Origin of the sequence: Paraburkholderia sp. GAS38, from assembly GCF_050434965.1 — a bacterium.
In the GTDB taxonomy this organism is placed as follows: domain Bacteria; phylum Pseudomonadota; class Gammaproteobacteria; order Burkholderiales; family Burkholderiaceae; genus Paraburkholderia; species Paraburkholderia phenazinium_A.
The window spans coordinates 678925-698182 of record NZ_JBNDJO010000002.1; the positions used below are offsets into that span (position 1 = coordinate 678925).

Here is a 19258-nt window from a genome sequence, read left to right on the forward strand (position 1 = left end):
TCATAAGACGGGTTCGGAGTATATCGCCATGGCCAAGCACACCGGACCGCCGGAATCGCAGGTGGATCACTCTGCGTCTGCGGGTCATTCCGCGGATCGTCCCCACAGCGATTCGGCTCAAGATTTCAGTCAAGGCTTCGATGCTGACGTCGATCCGGCGTCTGTCGCACCGCCTGCGCGGTTTGGGCGCCTCGCGCTTTGGGTTGCGTCGGCGAGTGCGCTGACCGTCGGCGTCGCGGCCACGCTCGCGTATGGCGTCTGGTTCGACCAGGATCAGCGGGCCTACGCGAAAGCCATGACCGTGGCGCAACAGACGCTCTCGGCGGGTGTTGCCGTCGTGCCGGAGCAACCGTCGCCGGCGGTCGGCGTCGCCACCGTGCCGGCGCAACAGACAGCGTGGTCGGGTCATGTGGCGGCGGCCGCGCCGCCTCAGACACCTCCAGCAGCTTCAGCTTCTCCCGCCTCTCCTGCCACGCTCGCCGATGCGGATCTGACCACCTCGGCTTCGTTTGCCCAGCCCGAGTCGACGGATGGTGCTCCGCCGGATGCATTCGCGGCCCATTCGAGCGCGGCGCAATCCGCGCCGCTGAGTGGCAGTGCGAAGCAGGCTCGCCACCATCCGCCACCGCGCCTCAAGCCCGATAACGGGCTGTTTGCGCGCATGCAATCGTTCTTTCATCGCGTCAGCTATCGGCAGCATGGCAATGGAAGCCAGCGAGACCTCTACGCTCACTCATGAGCGGCATCGGCCCGCACACGCCGCGCGCAAGCCGGCCTTTACGGTGCGCTTCGGCTGGGGACCGGCCGCGCTGGCTGGAGCGGGCTTGCTCTGTCTGCTGGCGGGACTCCTCGTCTTCGCGTTGCAGATCAAGGCGATCTTCTCGGACCAGTTGAAGCAGGAATACACGGGCCTCGTTCTCGACGCGATCGGTCGTGCCGAAAGCGCCCGCGATCTGGCCAGCGCCCGCCAGCCTCTAACCGGAGATAACGACGCCGAGCCGCAGGACTATCGGAGTGCGCGCATCGCGCTCGCGGCCCGTCTTGCATCCGTCGCCGCGCTGGTGAACGCGGATCCCGCAGCAGCACCCCATATCGCTCAGCGCGCGCTGTCGCCCGCGGTCGATTTCGAGGAGACGGATGCGTTGCTGCGCTCGGAGTCGACCTATTGGCGCACGCGGCGCGATCTCGTCAGTGCGGATCTGCGCAGTCGCATCGCGCGTGTCGCGAAAACGCTGATGGTGTTGTCGGCGCTGATCTTCACCGCCCTGGTCACCGCGCTCGGCATGTACGCGAAGCGCACCCGCCAACTGGCGCGCGAGTCGCACCGCTTCGAGTTCGCCGCGTTGCACGATGCGCTGACGGGGCTGCCAAACCGGCGGCAACTGTTTGCCATGCTGGCGCAAACCCCGCCTGGCGCGCGAGGCGATCCGCTGGCTCACACGCTGGCCGTTCTGTATATCGATCTGGACGGCTTCAAACAGGTCAACGATTCGCTCGGTCATCGCATCGGCGATGAATTCCTGATCGCCGTCGCGCGGCGCTTTCGCGAGTCGGTGCGTCTGGTCGATGTGGTGGCGCGCATCGGCGGGGACGAGTTCGCCGTGCTGGTGCGCGGATTTTCCATGGATACCGAACTCCGTACGATAGCGGAGCGTCTGATCGCGTGTGTTGTCGAGACAGGCGAACAGATGCGTGTCGGCTTTGTCGGCGCCAGCATTGGTATCGCCAGCTTTCCGCACCCCATCGAGGACTACCGGCACTTGCTCGCCGCCGCGGACGAGACGATGTACCAGGTCAAGCGAAGCGGCAAGAACGGCTACGCGTTCGCGACGGCGGTTCAGCGAGCGGGCGTGTCTTGACGCAGACGCAGACGCAGACCGCACCGCACGGCCACATCGCGAATGTGTACAGACGATGACAACGCCGCCCGGCGAGACGGCCGTGCGGAATCACAATTTCCGCATGAAATTGACAGACGCCGGCGAATTTGCCACCTAGACTGATTACGGTCGCCAAGCTTGCGAGGGGCGAGTCTGTCCCATCGCGACCTCGTGCTTAGACGACATCTGGCTATGCAACGTGGCATGCACCGCAGATGGATCGTCGCTCATCACCCCCATTCGCTTTTGAGGAGAGTCCCCATGTCCCAGGTATCGACGACCGAGGCGACCACGACGTGCATCGAAACGTCGCGGTCCGGTTATGAACTGCTCGCCGACCCGCTGCTGAACAAGGGAACCGCGTTCGCCGAGTCGGAGCGCGACGCGTTCGATCTGCATGGGCTCTTGCCGCCTAACATCGGCACCCTCGAGGAACAGGTGTCGCGCCGTCTTCAGGTGCTGCGCAGCTTCGCAACCGACATCGAGCGCTACGCCTTTCTGCGCGATCTGCAGGACACCAACGAGACGCTGTTTTTCGCCTTGCTGGTGCAGAATCTCGAAGAGCTGCTGCCGGTTGTCTACACGCCGACGGTCGGCGCCGGCTGCCAGCAGTTCAGCCGTCTGTTCCGCAAGCCGCGCGGCCTGTTTCTGAGCCTGCCGCACAAGAACCGCATCGAGTCGATCCTGGCGCACCCGCGCTTCGACAAGGTCGAGGCCATCGTCGTGACGGACGGCGAGCGCATCCTCGGGCTGGGCGATCAAGGTGCCGGCGGCATGGGCATCCCGATCGGCAAGCTGGCGCTCTACACAGGCTGTGGCGGCCTGCATCCGGCGACGACGCTGCCCATCATGCTCGATGTCGGTACCGACAATCCCGATTGCCTGAGCGATCCGCTGTACATCGGCTGGCGTCATGAGCGCGTGCGCGGCGAGGAATACGACGACTTCATCGAAGCCTTCGTGAGCGCCGTCGCGAAGCGTTGGCCGCACGTGCTGCTGCAGTGGGAGGACTTCGCCAAGAACAATGCGACGCGCATGCTCGAACGGTATCGCGACCGTCTCTGTACCTTCAACGACGACGTGCAAGGCACGGCTGCGGTGGCGACCGGCACGCTGTTGTCGGCCATCAACGTGACGGGCGTGCCGCTCACGGAGCAGCGCATTGCCGTGATGGGCGCGGGCTCGGCCGGTTGCGGCATCGCGAGCCTGATCCGCAAGGCGATGACCGACGCGGGCCTGGCGGATAGCGAGGCGGGCAAACGCTTTTTCATGGTCGATCGCGACGGGCTGCTGGTGGACGGCATGGACGGCATCGCGTCGTTTCAGCAGCCGTTCCTGCAGGACAAGGCGGCGATCGCCGGCTGGACGCTCGATCATCCGGACCGGGTCGCGCTGCTCGACGTGGTCCGCAATGCGAAGCCCACGGTGCTGATCGGCGTGTCGGGGCAGGCCGGTGCTTTCTCCGAACCGGTGGTGCGCGCGATGGCCGAGCATAACAAGCGTCCCGTGATCTTCCCGCTCTCCAATCCGACCTCGCGCGCGGAAGCTACGCCTACGGACCTGGAAGCATGGAGCGAGGGCAGGGCGGTGATCGGCACAGGCAGTCCGTTTCCAGCGCTCGAGCGCAACGGCGCGAAGTTCAAGGTCGATCAGACCAACAACTCCTACATCTTCCCGGGCGTGGGTCTCGGTGCGATCGCGGTCAAGGCGTCCCGCGTGACCGACACGATGTTCATGGCGGCCGCGAAAGCGCTTGCCGCGGCGTCGCCGGCGCGCGGCGACGTGACGCGCAACCTGCTGCCGCCGGTCACGGCCCTGCGCGAGGTGTCGATCACGGTCGCTCTCGCGGTGGCGCTGCAGGCACACAAGGAAGGTCTGACCCAGGGGATCGACACCGACCAGATCGAAGGCCTGATTCGCAGCAAGGTGTGGACGCCGCACTACGTACCCTACGAACGGGTCGAGGCCAGCACCTCATAAGCCGGCCAGACAGATTGACGAAGCAGACCGACGCAGCACCGCCGAAGCGGGCTGTTCAAACCGACCGACCGGGTGGGCCCGTGAGCCGGGCCCACCACGCTGACCGATAAAAAAACGGGAGATTTCCTGTGCTCAACACCATCCTGAACGGGCTGCTGCCGGTCGCGTTTGTCATCATCCTTGGCTGGCTCTCGGGGCGCATCGGCCTGCTGAAGCACGACGATGCCGGCGTGCTGGCGACCCTGGTGATCCGTTTTGCGCTGCCCTTCGCGCTGTTCGAAGGCGCGGTCAAGACCTCGCCGGACAAGCTGCACAATGTGGGTTTCGCGCTGTGCCTGACGCTCGGGCTGATGGGCACTTACGTGCTTGCGCTTATCGTAGGCCGCTTCGTATTCCGGCACGACCTGCGCACGGCCACCATGCAGGCACTGGTGTGTGCTTTTCCCGATATGGCGTACTTCGGCGCCCCCATCCTCGCCTCGGTGTTCGGACCGGAAGGGTTTCTGGCGGTGCTGGTCGGCAATCTCATCACCAGCATCTTCATGTTGCCGCTGACCATTGTGCTGACCAATCTCGGCGGCACGGACCAGCCGGGAAGCGATCGGCCTGACATCCTGCGCATCTTCGGGCAGAGCGTCGCACGCGCGGTGATCAATCCGATCGTCTGGCTGCCGATCTCCGGCATGGTGCTGAGCTTCGCCCACGTCACGCTGCCCGAGCCGGTGCTCACCTCCGTGGATCTGATCGCCAAAGCCGCGGGCGGCACTTCGCTGTTCGCGCTCGGACTGATGCTCTACGGCGAGCGCTTCATGATCAACAGCAACGTGCTGACCAACCTGGCCATCAAGAACTTCCTGCAGCCGGCGATCATGGCGCTGGGCGCCGTTCTGTTCGGGGTGGTGGGGGCGCCCGCGCACCAGGCCGTGATTACCGGCGCCGTGCCGACGGCGACCGCGGCGGCGATGTTCGCGCTCAAGACGAAAACGTACACGGCCGATGCGACCGCGACGATCCTGATCAGTACGATTCTGGGCGTGATAACCGAAGGACTGCTGATCGCTTATTTCTTCTGATCACGCGGGTAGTCTGGAGCTTGCGCTCATCAAGGCGCCCGGCCGTGATTTCCGGCCAGGCGCGCCCGTCATCCATCAACTGCGCCGGCGCATAACGAATGCGCGGCGTAGCGACGTGCCTAACTCCGGCGCTTCTTGCTCAACACGATGGTTTCGAACAGCTCGTAGTTGGACGTGGGCGTCTGATCCGCGCCCGGCGCGTGATAGTAGTTCATCGTGATGGTGGTGGTGCCGCCATGCTCGCCCGGATCGTGATCGAACACCGCGATGCCGTAGCCGGTGCCGGTATCGCGCTTCGCCGACCAGATCGCATCTTCGAGCGCGTCGGCAGGATTGCGCACGAAGGTGTTCGCCGCCGTGCCGGGCACCGGCCGATTCGGTCTGGTGAACACCTTCGCCTGCGGCAAGCCGGTGCTCTGATCTTCGCCGTAGACGTCGAGCGGTGCGCTCGTGCCGCCGCCGCCGAGGATCAGATGGATGGTGCCGTGGCTGGTGTCGAAGGTGGTGCTGTCCGGATCGGTGGGGAGCACGGGGCGCGGTTGCAGCGTATCCACGACGGCGCCGGTGGCGGCATCCACGCCCGCATGATGATTGCAGCCGCGCACCGGATGGCTGCGCTCGTAGTCGTGGTCGTGCCCGCACACCACGAGGTCGACGCCGTAGCGGTCGAAGAGCGGCAACCACGCCTCGCGAATCCCCTTGTCCGAGCCGTTGCCGGTCTTCGACGAGGTCAGCGCGTCCTGGTGCATCTGCACCACGATCCAGTCGATCTCACGGTCGTCGGCGGCATGGCGCAGCGTCTGTTCGAGCCAGCGGGTCTGCAGGCCTGCGCTGTAGCCGCGCACATAGAACGAGGTACCCGGCTCGATCGGCGGATTGCCGGTGCTGTTCGCCGGGACCAGTGGGCTCGGGCCGGCCACGAAAGCCGCCGCATCCTGGTAGACCACGTCGTCGGCATCGAGCGAAATGAACAGCACCGAGCTCACGCGGAAGCTATACCAGAGCCCGGAGAAGTGCGTGCCGTTCTCCGGCAGCGTGTAGCGCGTCAGATAGGACGCGAGACCTTGCGGCCCGTTGTTGAATTCGATTTCGTGGTTGCCGGGACACGGCATCCACGGACGATTGGCCGCCGAGTTCTGCACGTTGTTGCCGAAGTCGCGCCATACATCCGGCTGATGCGTCGGGTTCAGGTTCGCGTAGCAGAGGTCGCCGTTCAGCAAATGAAACAACGGCTCGAAGCGCTCGACCGCCTGCACGGCAAAACGGCTTTGCGGATACGAGAGTACCCACTCGGTATTCGGCGTGGCCAGATCGCCGTAGGTGGTCCAGCGAAACGGCGCGCGGCCGCGCGGCGCGGTCTGGAAGCTCGAGCTGAAGGGCTGGGCGGCGTTGCTGTCGTTGTCGGCCGTGACGGTGTACTGATACGTGTTCGCCGGCTTCAGGCCGCGCAGGCGCGCGTGATAGGTGAACAACGTGGCGCCGTTGATGCCGTCGGTATAGATGCGTTGCACGCCATGCACCGTGTGCTGCTGTTCGCCCGTGGTGCTGAACTGCACGCGCGGATTGACGGCGGTTGCGAGCGATGCCCACGAGATCACCACCTCGGCGGTGGGATCGCCGCCCCATGTCAGATGGATCTGTTCGGGCGTGCCGTCGGGGCTGGTGGTGGCCGCCTTGCTCACGGCCGCGAGGCTGCCGGCGGCGGTGGCCAGTCCGGACACGCCGGCGAGCTTCAGAAAGCCGCGGCGCGAGACGGCGGCGAGGACATCGGTGGGGCGGGAAGGGGACGCAGATGCGGAGGCAGAATCGGAGGCGGACGCGGGCGTGTTCTCGTTCGACATATCGGTGTTCTCGGCCGGAAGGTTGGGAAGAAGGCGCACGGCTGGCTGCCTCGGCGGGCCGGCACGATCTGCCGCCCGACGCGCGCAACCGCGCCTGCATTATTCGCACAACTGTCTTTCCGTGTTGTGACAACACCGACCACCGGCAGATTCGCGCGCTGGCGCACGCGATCCAGGCCGCCTTCCGCTGAGACTTATGCCCGGCGAATCACGACTTAATTGGCGTTGGCTTGCTTGCTGCCGAAGGTCACCGTGATGGACGGCGCATATTGCGGCACCGTGATCATGGCGTCCTGATCGTCGTCATCGCTGCCGCCTGCGGCAAAGTGGAATTGCGGACGCGGAATCTCGGTCTTCGACGCCTTGATCGTCGTCGTCACCGGGTCATAGCCGGCCTTCTCGCATTTGATCTGCAGGTCCGAGTCCGAGCGGCGCACTTCGACGCTATCGGGCGCCGTGAGCGACCAGTCGCCCTTGGAGTTAGTCAATGCGCATTTCGCATCGGCGACCGGGCCGTTGCTATCGACCACGGCGATCGCCAGGGTCTCACGGTCCTTCCTGGCGCCGCCGTTGTTCGAATTCGACGCGCCGGTGACGTTCACGGTGTTGGCGGATTGCAAGGCGGTATCGGCATTCCCGACGTTGCCGGCGAATGCGTGGATCGAGGACAACGAAAGCGTCGCGGCAACAATGGCGGTTAGGGTCTTGTTAATTTTGTTTCTCCTTTGGCTTACGCGGCAGGGTGAGTTAGGCCGTTGATCGGTTGCCGCCTCGTGAGCGGCACCGCAGGACTCTATCACGCCGATTTACGCCTGAAATCAGGTGCCGCTGACGAGATGTCTCCTTTGACAAACTTGACAAACGTTAAGCGTGTGATCGAACTCAGACACCGGTTCTTACCCCGACGCGATACTGCGTGACCTGCCTGTATTCTTCACCGGGTCGAAGCACCACTTGCGTGTGATCGGCCATATTGATCTGGTCGGGAAAGCCGCCTGCCTCGAGGCACAGCCCGGCGTATTTCGCATACGTGAGCCCACCGCGACCCTTCTCGCCTTCCAGATGATTGCCCGTGTAGAACTGCAGGCCCCATTGATCGGTCAGCACGCTCAGCTCGCGGCCGCTGCCGGGTTCGTAGACGCGCGCCACTTCGCGTACCGGCCGCGCGCCCGCCGCCGCATCCGCCGCCTCGGGCAGCACATAGCAATGATCGAATCCTTGCGCGAGTGCGAGCTGCGCATTCGGCCAGTCGAGCCGCGCGCCGAGCGGGGCGCTCTGGCGGAAATCGAACGCGTTGCCCGCGACCTCCGCGCGCCGGCAGGGAATCATGCCCGCGTCGACTTCGAAGAACGACTCCGCGTCGATGGAGACTACGTGTCCGCGCACATCGCTCGCCGCCTGTCCGCTCAGGTTGAAGTACGGATGACTCGTGAGGTTGAGCGGTGTCGGCGCGTCGGTGATGGCCTCATAGGCGATCGTCAAGGTGCCGTCGTCGTCGAGCGTGTAGCGCACCTGCACGGACACGTGGCCGGGAAAGCCCGCGTCGCCTTCGGGCGATTCCAGCCGCATCACGAGTGCGCCGTTGTCCTCCGCGGCGTCCCACTGCAGGCGGTTGAAGCCGATGCTGCCGCCATGCAGCAGATTGTTGCCCTCGTTGCGATCGAGCGTGTACTCGATGCCGTCGAGTGTGAAGCGCGCGCCGGCAATGCGGTTGGCCCAGCGCCCGATCAGGCCGCCCATGTAGGTGGTCGCGGCGAGGTAGTCGGCCGGCGTGTCGTGGCCGAGCAGGATGTCGCCGAGCCGGCCGGCGCGATCCGGCGCATGCCACGACACCAGCGTGGCGCCCAGATCGCTGATGCCGACCTTCATGCCATGCGCGTTGCGCAACGTGAAAAGCTGGACCGGGTCGCCACCGGGTGCGACGCCCCAGGGCTCGGAAGAAAATTGCGCGTGACTGATCATATCGGCAGGAGAGTAAAGGATTCCCAAAGCGCACCGGGGATACGCCGGATTGTGCCGTGCCCGGTCATGCCTGGCCGGGTGCGGCCGTGGACTTCGTGCGTTCCTGATATTCGCGCGGCGTGCAGCCGAGTTCACGGCGAAACACCGCATACATGTACTGCAAGGACGTGAAGCCGCAACGGATGGCGACCTCCGCACTCGATGCATCGCGTTTCGCGAGCAGCGCTTTGGCCGCATCGAGCTTGTGACGCAGGATCTCCTGATGCACTGTACATTGCAATTCGCGCCGAAAATATTCTTCCAGCGACGAACGCGACACGCCGACGTAGTCGGCCACCTGTTCGGTGCGGATGCCCTGGCAGGCGTACTGGCGGATGAAGTGCCGCGCGCGCATCACATAGGGGCTGGCGAGCGGCTGATGCCGGGTCGATTCGAGCACGTTGATGCCGACCGGCGGCACGCGAATGCGCCGGCCTGGGAAACGCGCGCCGTGCAGCATCTGATGCAGCAGGTGCGCGGCGGTGCGGCCCATTTCCTCGGTGCCCTGAATCACCGATGAGATCGGAATGCGGGTGAGCGTGCGCGTCAACGGATCGTTGTCGATACCGATGATGGAGACCTGCTCGGGCACCGCGATGCCGGCGATCAGGCAGGCTTGCAACAGGTGCCGCGCGCGGGCATCGGTGACCGCAATAATGCCGACCGGTTTGGGCAGCTTTTCGAGCCAGCCGGTGAGTTGCTCGGTGGCCTGATTCCATGCCGGTGCGCTGGTCGAGAGACCGCGGTAGATCTCGGTGTCGATGTCCTCGGCGCTGCGGCCCTCGGCGGCGCGCAGGCCGGCGAAGGCCAGCTCGCGTTGCTGGGCCCAGCGGTTCTCCGGCGCCTGCGGCAGGCTGTACAGCGCGAAATGCGGCAGACCGGCGCCAATCAGATGGGTATAGGCGAGCGAGACGAGCTTGGCGTTATCCGTGGCGATATACGGCAGATCGGGTGGGTAGTGCGTCTCGTCCTCGTACGACGAACCCACCGCCACCACCGGCAGCGGACAACCGCGCAAGGCTTCGCTGACCGCGGGGTCGTCGAAGTCCGCGATGATGCCGTCGCCGTCGAAACGCTCGATGCCCGTCAGCCGGCAACGAAAATCCTCTTCGAGAAACAGATCCCACGCGACGCGGGTCGAGAGCAGGTAATTACCGATGCCGGTAATGATCTCGCGGTCATACACCTTGTTCGCGTTGAACAGCAGCGCGATGCGATGCGGCGTCTGCGGACTCTGGGGTCGGGTCATTGCGTTGGATGGCGCGCGGCCTGATGGGGCGGCGGACCATTGTCTCCATATAGGGCGCGGCCAGCAACGTCGCACCGGTTTTTTAAGCGTCCGGTTATTTTAGGCTGGGATTGCGCCGCGCGCTTGCAAGAACGGCGCAAGCGGTGAGAAACATTAGTTGGGCTGTGCAATTTCGCAATTGCGGGCATAGGCCACGCGCTGGCAGCATGGCGTCACCTTGTCGAACCCGGCGCGGCCATGCTGCACGACGCTGCACGGGTTGCATTGCAACATAAAACGGAGACGCAGATGTCCTACTTCGAACACATCCCAAAGATTGGCTATGAAGGTCCGCAATCGGACAATCCGCTGGCCTTCCACCACTACGACCGCACGAAGCGCGTACTCGGCAAGACGCTCGAAGAGCATCTGCGCATTGCCGTGTGCTACTGGCACACCTTCGTCTGGCCTGGCGTCGACATCTTCGGACAGGGCACCTTCCACCGCCCGTGGCAGCAACCGGGTGACGCGATGGAACGGGCGCACCAGAAAGCCGACGCGGCGTTCGAATTTTTCTCGAAGCTAGGCACCCCTTACTATACGTTCCACGACACCGACGTCGCCCCCGAAGGCGACAGCCTGAAGGCCTACAGCGAGAACTTCGCGCGCATCAGCGATTATCTGGCGCGCAAGCAGCAGGACACCGGCGTCAAGCTGTTGTGGGGCACGGCCAACCTGTTCTCGCACCCGCGTTACGCGGGCGGCGCGGCGACCAGTCCGGACCCTGAAGTGTTCGCCTTTGCCGCCACCCAGGTACGCCACGCGCTCGATGCGACGCACCGGCTGGGCGGCGACAACTATGTGCTGTGGGGCGGCCGCGAAGGCTACGACACGCTGCTTAACACCGACCTCGTGCGCGAACGCGAACAGTTCGCGCGCTTTCTCAGCATGGTGGTCGAGCATTCGCACAAGATCGGCTTCAAGGGCACGCTGCTGATCGAGCCGAAGCCGCAGGAGCCGACCAAGCACCAATACGATTACGACGTCGCCGCCGTCCACGGTTTCCTTACCCAATACGGCTTGCAGAACGACATCCGCGTCAACATCGAAGCCAATCACGCGACGCTGGCGGGGCACTCGTTCCATCACGAGATTGCTACGGCGTTTGCGCTCGGCATCTTCGGCAGCGTCGACGCGAATCGCGGCGATCCGCAAAACGGCTGGGATACCGACCAGTTTCCGAATAGCGTCGAGGAACTGACGCTCGCCTTCTATGAAATCCTCAAGCATGGCGGCTTTACGACAGGCGGCATGAACTTCGACTCGAAGGTGCGGCGCCAGAGCGTCGATGCGGAAGATCTGTTCTACGGCCACATCGGCGCGATCGATAACCTCGCGCTGGCGGTGGAGCGCGCCGCCGTGCTGGTCGAAAACGACCGGCTCGAACAGTTCAAGCGTCAGCGTTACGCCGGCTGGGAGACGGAATTCGGCCGCAAGATTCTCTCCGGTGGCTATTCGCTGTCGACGCTCGCCGGCGACGCACTCGACCGCGGCCTGAATCCGCAGCACGTCAGCGGCCAGCAGGAACGGCTGGAAAGCGTGGTGAATCAGGCGATCTACGGTCTGCGCTGAGCGGTAATGGTGGCGGCGAATGCCGCGATGGCGTCGATAGCGGCGCCATCGCGGTCATGACGGCAAGCGTCGAAAAAAGAGCTGAAAAACATTAGTACGACTCGCCAGTTTCGCAATTGCATCCGGGCGGGCGAAGCGCACACTTGCGCAAAACGAGGATGGAGACATGTTCATCGGTATCGACCTCGGCACGTCGGGCGTGAAGGCCGTGTTACTCGACCGGGATGGTCGCGTGCGCGGCACGGCCACGCACGCGCTCTCGGTCAGCCGGCCGCAACCACGGTGGTCCGAGCAGGCGCCGCACGACTGGTGGCTGGCAACCCGGGCGGCGCTTGCCGATCTGCTGGACGAAGCACGCGCGGCAGGCATCGGCGCGACGCAGATCGAAGCGCTGGGCCTGACGGGCCAGATGCATGGTGCGACGCTGCTCGACGCGCAAGGCGAGGTCTTGCGTCCGGCGATTCTCTGGAACGACGGACGCTCGGACATCGAATGCCGCGAACTGGAAACGGCTGTGCCGCAACTGCGCGAGATCGCGGGCAACATGGCCATGCCGGGATTTACGGCGCCCAAGCTGCTGTGGGTGCGCAAGCATGAACCGGAGATCTTTGCGCGCATCGCTCACGTGCTGTTGCCGAAGGACTATCTGCGCTATCTGCTGACCGGCGATTTCGCCACCGATCCCTCGGACGCGGCCGGCACGCTCTGGCTCGACGTCGCGCAGCGCGACTACAGCGCGACCTTGCTGTCGGCCTGCGGGCTGTCGCGCGAGCAGATGCCGGCGGTGTTCGAAGGCAATCGCGTAACGGGCACGCTCAAACCCGAACTGGCCCGCGAGTGGGGCCTGCGCGAGATCCCGGTGGTGGCAGGCGGCGGCGATAACGCGGCGGGTGCCGTGGGTGTGGGCATCGTCAAGCCGAAACAGGCGATGCTGTCGCTCGGCACCTCGGGCGTGTACTTCGCGGTGTCGGACGGCTTCCTCGCGAACCCCGCTTCGGCGGTGCACAGCTTTTGCCATGCCTTGCCGCAGACGTGGCATCTGATGTCGGTGATGCTCAACGCGGCGGGTTGCCTCGATTTCACGGCACAGTTGACCGGCTACGCGGACGTCGCCGCGCTGCTCGCCGATGCACAAGCCGAGGCGCGCGATCGTCGGCCATGGTTCCTGCCGTACCTGTCGGGCGAGCGCACGCCGCACAACAACGTTAATGCGAAGGGCGTGTTTTACGGCCTGACGCCGCAAACCGGCCGTGCCGATCTCGCCAACGCGACGCTCGAAGGCGTGGGCTTCTGCCTGCTCGACGGCATGGATGCGCTGCATGCAGCCGGGCTTGTGCCCGATGAGATTTCCGTGATCGGCGGCGGCTCGCGCAGCGCTTACTGGACACAAATGCTGGCGGATATCGCCGGGCGTCCGTTGACCTTGCGGGCCGGCGGCGAAGTCGGGCCGGCGTTAGGCGCGGCGCGCCTCGCGCATCTTGCGCTGGAACCGGATGCGCCGCTCGACGCCATCTGTCCGACGCCGGAGATTCTCGCCGTGCGCGAGCCGGACAGGGTGCGGCACGCCTGGTACAGCAATGAGCGGCGTCCGACCTTCCAGGCGCTGTATCGAGCGCTTGAGCCGGTGTTTGCCGGGCACGCCTAGCGTTAAGACAACGGCGCAACGTGCTCCACCAGCGCATGGAAAGTACGTGGTGATCGTGCTGAAGCAGTGAAGCAACTGCATAGGAATGCAGAGAAATTGGCATCGCACGGCCGTCCTGGCTGTGCCGCAACAGGGGTAGTCCATCGTCGTCGTGAATCCGGCCGCGCGGTTCGCCGCGAACGGCCGCTAATCCGGTATTGCCGGCTATAAGAGAAAAGGAGTGAGACATGAAATTCGCAACGCGTCGTTCCGTTCTGAGTTCGCTCGTGTGTGGAGCGGTGCTCGCCAGCCTGTCGCTCGCCGCGCCGCTGGCGCACGCGAGCAAGGATCATCCGGAAATCGGTTTCTGCATCGACGACCTGCGCGTCGAACGCTGGTCGCGCGATCGCGACTATTTTGTGGCCGCAGCGGAAAAACTCGGCGCCAAGGTGTCCGTGCAATCGGCCGATGCCAGTGAAGAGCGGCAGATCTCGCAGATCGAAAACCTGATTTCGCGCGGCGTCGATGTGATCGTGATCGTGCCGTTCAATTCGAAGACGCTCGGCAATGTCGTGGCCGAAGCGCACAAGGCGGGCATCAAGGTCGTGTCGTATGACCGCCTGATTCTCGATGCCGATATCGACGCCTACATCTCGTTCGACAACGAGAAGGTCGGTGAATTGCAGGCCCAAGGCGTCTACAACGCGCAACCGAAGGGCAACTACTTCCTGCTCGGCGGCGCGCCGACCGACAACAACGCGAAGATGCTGCGCGAAGGCCAGTTGAAGGTGCTCCAGCCGGCCATCGACAAGGGCGACATCAAGGTGGTCGGTCAGCAGTGGGTGCCGGAGTGGAGCGCATCGACGGCGCTGCGCATCATGGAAGATGCGTTGACCGCGAACAACAACAAGATCGATGCGGTGGTGGCGTCGAACGACGGTACGGCGGGCGGCGCGATTCAGGCGCTGGCGGCGCAGCATATGGCGGGCAAGGTACCGATCTCCGGTCAGGATGCCGACCTTGCCGCCGTCAAGCGGGTGATCGACGGCACGCAGACCATGACGGTCTACAAGCCGCTCAAGCTGATTGCGGGCGAAGCGGCGAAGCTTGCCGTGCAACTGGCGAAGGGCGAGAAGCCTTCCTTTAACGCGCAATACGACAACGGCAAGAAGAAGGTCGACACCGTGCTGCTGCAGCCGACGCTGCTGACCAGGAGCAACGTGGATATCGTGGTGAAGGACGGGTTCTACACCCAGGCCCAGCTCGCGAGCCAATAAGCGGAAGTTCCACGCGGTGGCGGGCGGCGTGTTGCGCGCCGCCGCGCCGCCGTGTTTCTTGCAGCGAGGCAAAAGCGAATGACGCAACCTTTACTGGCGATGCACAACATCGTCAAGGCGTTTTCCGGCGTGAAGGCCCTCGACGGCATCGATCTCGCGGTGTCGCCCGGCGAATGCGTGGGTTTGTGCGGCGAGAACGGCGCCGGCAAATCGACGCTGATGAAAGTGCTGTCCGGGGTCTATCCGTATGGCACGTGGGACGGCGACATCCTGTGGGAAGGCGCGCCCCTGAAGGCGGCGAACGTGCGCGACACCGAGCGCGCCGGGATCGTGATCATCCACCAGGAACTGATGCTCGTGCCGGAACTGTCGGTGGCCGAGAACATCTTTCTCGGCAACGAAATCACGCTGTCCGGCGGCCGCATGAACTACGCCGCGATGTTCCAGCGCGCCGACGAACTGCTGCGCGAACTGGGTATCGAAGGCATCAATGTGGCGCAGCCGGTGATGAATTACGGCGGCGGCCATCAACAGCTGATCGAGATCGCCAAGGCGTTGAACAAGCGCGCGAGGCTGCTGATTCTCGATGAACCGTCGTCGTCGCTCACGAGTTCGGAGACGCAGATTCTGCTCAATATCGTGCGCGATCTGAAGCGGCGCGGCGTGGCGTGCGTGTATATCTCGCACAAGCTCGACGAAGTCGAAGCGGTTTGCGACACGATCACCGTGATTCGCGACGGCCGGCATGTGGCGACCGAGCCGATGCGCGCGCTGACCACCGACCGCATCATCTCGTTGATGGTGGGCCGCGAGATCACCAACCTGTTTCCGCGCGAGCCGCGGCCGCTGGGTGACGTGATCTTCGAGGCGCGCCACGTCACCTGTTTCGACGTCACCAATCCGCGCCGCAAGCGCGTCGACGACGTGTCGTTCAGCTTGCGGCGCGGCGAGATCCTCGGCGTCGCCGGTCTGGTGGGCGCGGGGCGCACGGAGTTGATGCAGGCGATTTTCGGCGCCTATCCGGGGGTGAGCGAAGCGACGGTATGGCTCGAGGGTAAGCCGCTGAAGATCCGCGAGCCGGCCGATGCGATTCGCGCCGGCATCGGCATGGTGCCGGAGGATCGCAAGCGCCACGGCATCGTGCCGCATCTGAGCGTCGGTCATAACATCACGCTGTCGGTGCTGCAGCGCTTTGCCAAAGGCGCGCGCATCGATTCCGCGGCCGAGCTCGATACGATTCACACGGAGATGAAGCGGCTTTCGGTGCGCGCGGCGCATCCGATGCTGTCGATTGCGAGTCTCTCGGGCGGTAACCAGCAGAAGGCCGTGCTGACGCGCATGCTGTTGACCGACCCGAAGGTGCTGATTCTCGATGAACCCACGCGCGGCGTCGATGTCGGCGCCAAATACGAAATCTACAAACTGATCGTTCAGCTCGCGCAGCGCGGCATGTCGATCGTGATGGTGTCGTCCGAAATGCCCGAGGTGCTCGGCATCAGCGATCGCGTGCTGGTGATCGGCGAAGGCGAATTGCGCGGCGACTTCATCAACGACGGCCTCACCCAGGAGGACATCCTGACGGCCGCCATCCGCCCCGCGCAGCGATCCACGAACCCAACCGGAGCGAGCGCAGCATGACTCCCGACGTCACTTCCCAAAACGCCAAGGATGCCGCGCCGCACGGCTCGTTCGGCGGTGCGCAGCGGCTGCAGCAACTGTTCGCGCGCTACAAGATTCTCGCGCTGCTGATTGCGGTCGCGGCTATCTGGATCTTCTTCTCGTTTCTCACCAGCGGGGCGTTCATCACGCCGCGCAATCTGTCGAACCTGCTGCGGCAGATGTCGATCACCGGTATGCTCGCCTGCGGGATGGTGTTCGTCATCATCGCGGGCGAGATCGATCTGTCGGTGGGGTCGCTGCTCGGGCTGCTCGGCGGCGTGGCGGCGATTCTCGACGTCAACCGTCATTGGCCGATCGGCGTCACCGTGCCGGTGGTGATGGTACTCGGCGTGCTGGTGGGCCTCTTCAACGGCTGGTGGTCGACTTACCGGCGGGTGCCGTCGTTCATCGTTGGGCTCGGCGGCATGCTGGCTTATCGGGGCATTCTGCTCGGCGTGACCGGCGGCTCGACTATCGCACCGGTGTCCGATAGTTTCGTGTTCGTCGGCCAGGGCTATTTGCCGCGCTTCGCCGGCGATACGCTCGCCGTGGTGCTGTTCGTGCTGCTGGCGCTGCTCACGGTGCGGCAGCGCCGCAACCGGCAACGCTATCAACTGGCGGTGGTGCCGGTCTGGCAGGACGTGGCGAAGATTATCGGCGCGGGCGTGATCCTGTTCGGCTTCGTCGCGACGCTCGACCGTTACGGCGGCATTCCGGTGCCGGTGCTGTTGCTGCTCGCGCTGCTCGGCATCTTCACGTGGATCGCCACGCAGACCGTGTTCGGCCGGCGCATCTATGCGGTCGGCTCGAACCTCGAGGCGACGCGTCTGTCGGGTGTGAATACGAACCGCGTGAAGCTGGCGATTTTCGCGCTGATGGGGCTGATGTGCGCGTTCGGCGGCATCGTCAACACGGCGCGGCTGGCAGCGGGTTCGCCCTCGGCAGGATCGATGGGCGAACTCGATGCGATCGCGGCGTGCTTTATCGGCGGCACCTCGATGCGCGGCGGCTCGGGCACGGTGTATGGGGCGTTGATCGGCGCACTGGTGATGGCGAGCCTCGACAACGGCATGTCGATGCTCGACGTGGACGCGTACTGGCAGATGATCGTCAAAGGCAGCATCCTCGTGCTGGCGGTGTGGATCGATGTGGTGTCGGGGTCTAACCGGCGTTGAACAGGCGATTGTTGAGCGGCACGGGCTGGGTGTGTGAGAGCCTCGGATCCCACGGGCCACCTGTAAGGAGAACGTTATCTTCTGCTGGAACACATCCCGTGGCCGCGTAGGCGGGCCGCCACCTCGCGGCGCGTGAAGGTTTTTTGCCCCGTTTCGCGCCTCACCGCCCATCTCGGGACAAACAGCCATTGCCAGCGCGCGCGGCCTGTTTTAACGTTGTGCGGACCACCATTTGCCCGCCGTGTCATGTTCGTCCCTACCGATGTTCCGTCGCCGTTCCAGTTGCGCAAAGCCAGCATGGACGACTTCGCTTTTGCCGAAGCGCTGACCCGCAAGAACATGGAGGGTTACTATCGGCGGCATCATCTCGTCTGGCGCAGCGATCTGTTTCTCGGTAGCTGGCGCGAGTCGGAGAACTACATCCTCGAAATCGACGGCACGCCGGCCGGCGTGTTGCGCCTCACCGAAGAGGGCGATTCGCTGCACATTCGCGACGTGCAGATCGCCGACGGTTATCGGCGGCGCGGCGCCGGCACCTATCTGCTCGACATGTCGCATCATTGGGCGCGCGAGCGGGGCCTGCGCGAACTGCAACTGCGGGTGTTCGTCGACAATCCCGCCGCGCGGCTGTATCTGCGCAAGGGCTACAAGCTCGCCGGTCCGCGCCTCGCGCAACTCGGGGCGATCCGGCATTTGTCGCGTCGCGTTTAGCGCGCGGGGGTGAGCCGCGCAGCGACATGACACAACGCAACGCCGCAATGCCGCCGCGCCGCTGCATCGTTCAGGCTCAGCGATCGAACTCCGGCGCATCCGCCAACTGCGCGCCGTCCGGCACGTCCTGGCCGCTCTGAGCCGCGCTTTCCGCATCCCCCTCAGCCGTATGACGCTCCGAGCCGCGTTCGATAAACGCCCGCGGACTCCTGCCGAACGCGCGCCGGAACATGGCCGAAAAAGCGCTCTGGCTCTGATAGCCCAACTCCAGCGCCACGTGGGCGAGCGGCCGTCCCTGGCTGAGTAGCGGAATCGCGCGGGCAAGCAGCGCCTGCTGGCGCCATTGCGAAAAACTGACGCCGAGCTCCTGACGAAACAGGCGCGCAATCGTGCGGGTACTGGCGCCGACACTCGCGGCCCACTGCTCGAGCGAATCGGAATTGGCGGGATCGGCAATCACCGCTTCGCACAGCGCGCGCAGGCGCTTTTCGTTGGGCATGGGCACGGATAAAGGCAACGGCTGCGAGCGGGTCAGCTCGTCGAGCGCGAGGGCGCCGAGCACCTGTTCGCGGGTGTCGGAGAGGCCTGGCATATCGAGCGCCGCGATCACCTCGCGCAACAGGTTCGACACTTCGACGACGCGGCATGTATCGAGTCCGGGCGGCACGGCGTTTTCGTCGATATACAGCGTGCGCAGAAAGGCGTCCTCGACGATCACCACTTCATGCGTCACATGCGGCGGCACCCAGATGGCCCGCGACGGCGGCACCATCCAGGTGGTGCCGAGCGTGCCGATGCGCAGCACGCCGCGCGAGGCGTACGCGACCTGCGCCCACGCGTGGGTGTGACGGGCGATGCGCACGCCGGCGGGCATGGGCCGCGAGCGCACACGGATTGGATGCGTACGGGTGGGCGCGAAGGCCGGCGGGAGGTCGGAGAACTCGACTCGGGTGAAAGGGGCGGCAGCGGCGGACCGGTTCATGACATGGACACCTGACGGAACCTTGAACGGTGAGGTGGTTCCCATTGTAGGGTGTTGTGCCGGGTCTGGCCGCAGCGGGTTTTTTTGCAGATCGCTTGCCTCGATCGCGGAGGGCATAATGCCTCCGACCGGAATCTGGAATCGTCGCCAAACGAGACCCATGAGCGCCGCCGCGCGCTTCGCCCGGCTCGACCG

The 19258-nt window shown here is 64.7% G+C and carries 15 protein-coding genes; 10 read left to right on the forward strand and 5 right to left on the reverse strand.

Features of this window, described 5'->3' with window-relative positions; genetic code table 11:
- Positions 1-28: 28 nt before the first annotated feature.
- The 4 genes from P3T42_RS07165 (at position 29) to P3T42_RS07180 (ending at position 4933) form a co-directional block, all read left to right on the forward strand.
- Positions 29-739 (forward strand): hypothetical protein, encoded by a 711-nt coding sequence (locus tag P3T42_RS07165; RefSeq protein ID WP_143788438.1) that lies wholly within the window; start codon positions 29-31, stop codon positions 737-739.
- A complete protein-coding gene (locus P3T42_RS07170; RefSeq protein WP_143788437.1) occupies positions 705-1859 on the forward strand; it encodes a GGDEF domain-containing protein in 1155 nt (384 codons plus the stop codon). Before P3T42_RS07165 ends, P3T42_RS07170 begins: the two co-directional genes overlap by 35 nt.
- Before the next feature lie 282 nt (positions 1860-2141).
- Positions 2142-3860, forward strand: a complete 1719-nt coding sequence (locus P3T42_RS07175) for an NAD-dependent malic enzyme (protein WP_074299718.1) — start codon at positions 2142-2144, stop codon at positions 3858-3860.
- Between the two features lie 128 nt (positions 3861-3988).
- Positions 3989-4933, forward strand: a complete 945-nt coding sequence (locus P3T42_RS07180; RefSeq protein WP_074299716.1) for an AEC family transporter — start codon at positions 3989-3991, stop codon at positions 4931-4933.
- Positions 4934-5052: 119 nt separating this feature from the next.
- Here the strand turns inward: P3T42_RS07180 and P3T42_RS07185 are convergent, their stop codons facing one another.
- The 4 genes from P3T42_RS07185 to P3T42_RS07200 form a co-directional block, all read right to left on the reverse strand.
- Positions 5053-6774 carry a fibronectin type III domain-containing protein gene (locus P3T42_RS07185; protein ID WP_074301661.1) on the reverse strand — a complete coding sequence of 574 codons (1722 nt, stop codon included), beginning with the start codon at positions 6772-6774 and terminating at the stop codon, positions 5053-5055.
- Positions 6775-6989: 215 nt separating this feature from the next.
- Positions 6990-7445, reverse strand: a complete 456-nt coding sequence (locus P3T42_RS07190) for a hypothetical protein (RefSeq protein ID WP_429305551.1) — start codon at positions 7443-7445, stop codon at positions 6990-6992.
- 211 nt (positions 7446-7656) lie between these two features.
- Positions 7657-8736 (reverse strand): aldose epimerase family protein, encoded by a 1080-nt coding sequence (locus P3T42_RS07195; RefSeq protein WP_074299711.1) that lies wholly within the window; start codon positions 8734-8736, stop codon positions 7657-7659.
- A gap of 64 nt (positions 8737-8800) precedes the next feature.
- Positions 8801-10024 (reverse strand): XylR family transcriptional regulator, encoded by a 1224-nt coding sequence (locus tag P3T42_RS07200; RefSeq protein WP_074299709.1) that lies wholly within the window; start codon positions 10022-10024, stop codon positions 8801-8803.
- Between the two features lie 288 nt (positions 10025-10312).
- Between P3T42_RS07200 and xylA the strand changes: the two genes are divergently transcribed.
- The 6 genes from xylA (at position 10313) to P3T42_RS07230 (ending at position 18081) form a co-directional block, all read left to right on the forward strand.
- A complete protein-coding gene (gene xylA / locus P3T42_RS07205) occupies positions 10313-11635 on the forward strand; it encodes a xylose isomerase (RefSeq protein ID WP_429305552.1) in 1323 nt (440 codons plus the stop codon).
- Between the two features lie 166 nt (positions 11636-11801).
- A complete protein-coding gene (gene xylB / locus P3T42_RS07210; protein WP_074299707.1) occupies positions 11802-13280 on the forward strand; it encodes a xylulokinase in 1479 nt (492 codons plus the stop codon).
- Between the two features lie 227 nt (positions 13281-13507).
- Positions 13508-14536, forward strand: a complete 1029-nt coding sequence (gene xylF / locus P3T42_RS07215) for a D-xylose ABC transporter substrate-binding protein (protein WP_074299705.1) — start codon at positions 13508-13510, stop codon at positions 14534-14536.
- A 78-nt stretch (positions 14537-14614) separates the two neighbouring features.
- A complete protein-coding gene (gene xylG / locus P3T42_RS07220; protein ID WP_074299703.1) occupies positions 14615-16174 on the forward strand; it encodes a D-xylose ABC transporter ATP-binding protein in 1560 nt (519 codons plus the stop codon).
- Complete coding sequence (locus P3T42_RS07225; RefSeq protein WP_429305553.1) at positions 16171-17370, forward strand: sugar ABC transporter permease; 1200 nt, start codon at positions 16171-16173, stop codon at positions 17368-17370. The genes xylG and P3T42_RS07225 overlap by 4 nt, the downstream gene beginning before the upstream one ends.
- A gap of 246 nt (positions 17371-17616) precedes the next feature.
- On the forward strand, positions 17617-18081 hold the full coding sequence (locus P3T42_RS07230) for a GNAT family N-acetyltransferase (protein ID WP_429305554.1): 465 nt from the start codon (positions 17617-17619) through the stop codon (positions 18079-18081).
- Between the two features lie 76 nt (positions 18082-18157).
- Here the strand turns inward: P3T42_RS07230 and P3T42_RS07235 are convergent, their stop codons facing one another.
- Positions 18158-19063 (reverse strand): AraC family transcriptional regulator, encoded by a 906-nt coding sequence (locus tag P3T42_RS07235; protein WP_429305555.1) that lies wholly within the window; start codon positions 19061-19063, stop codon positions 18158-18160.
- Positions 19064-19258 lie beyond the last annotated feature (195 nt).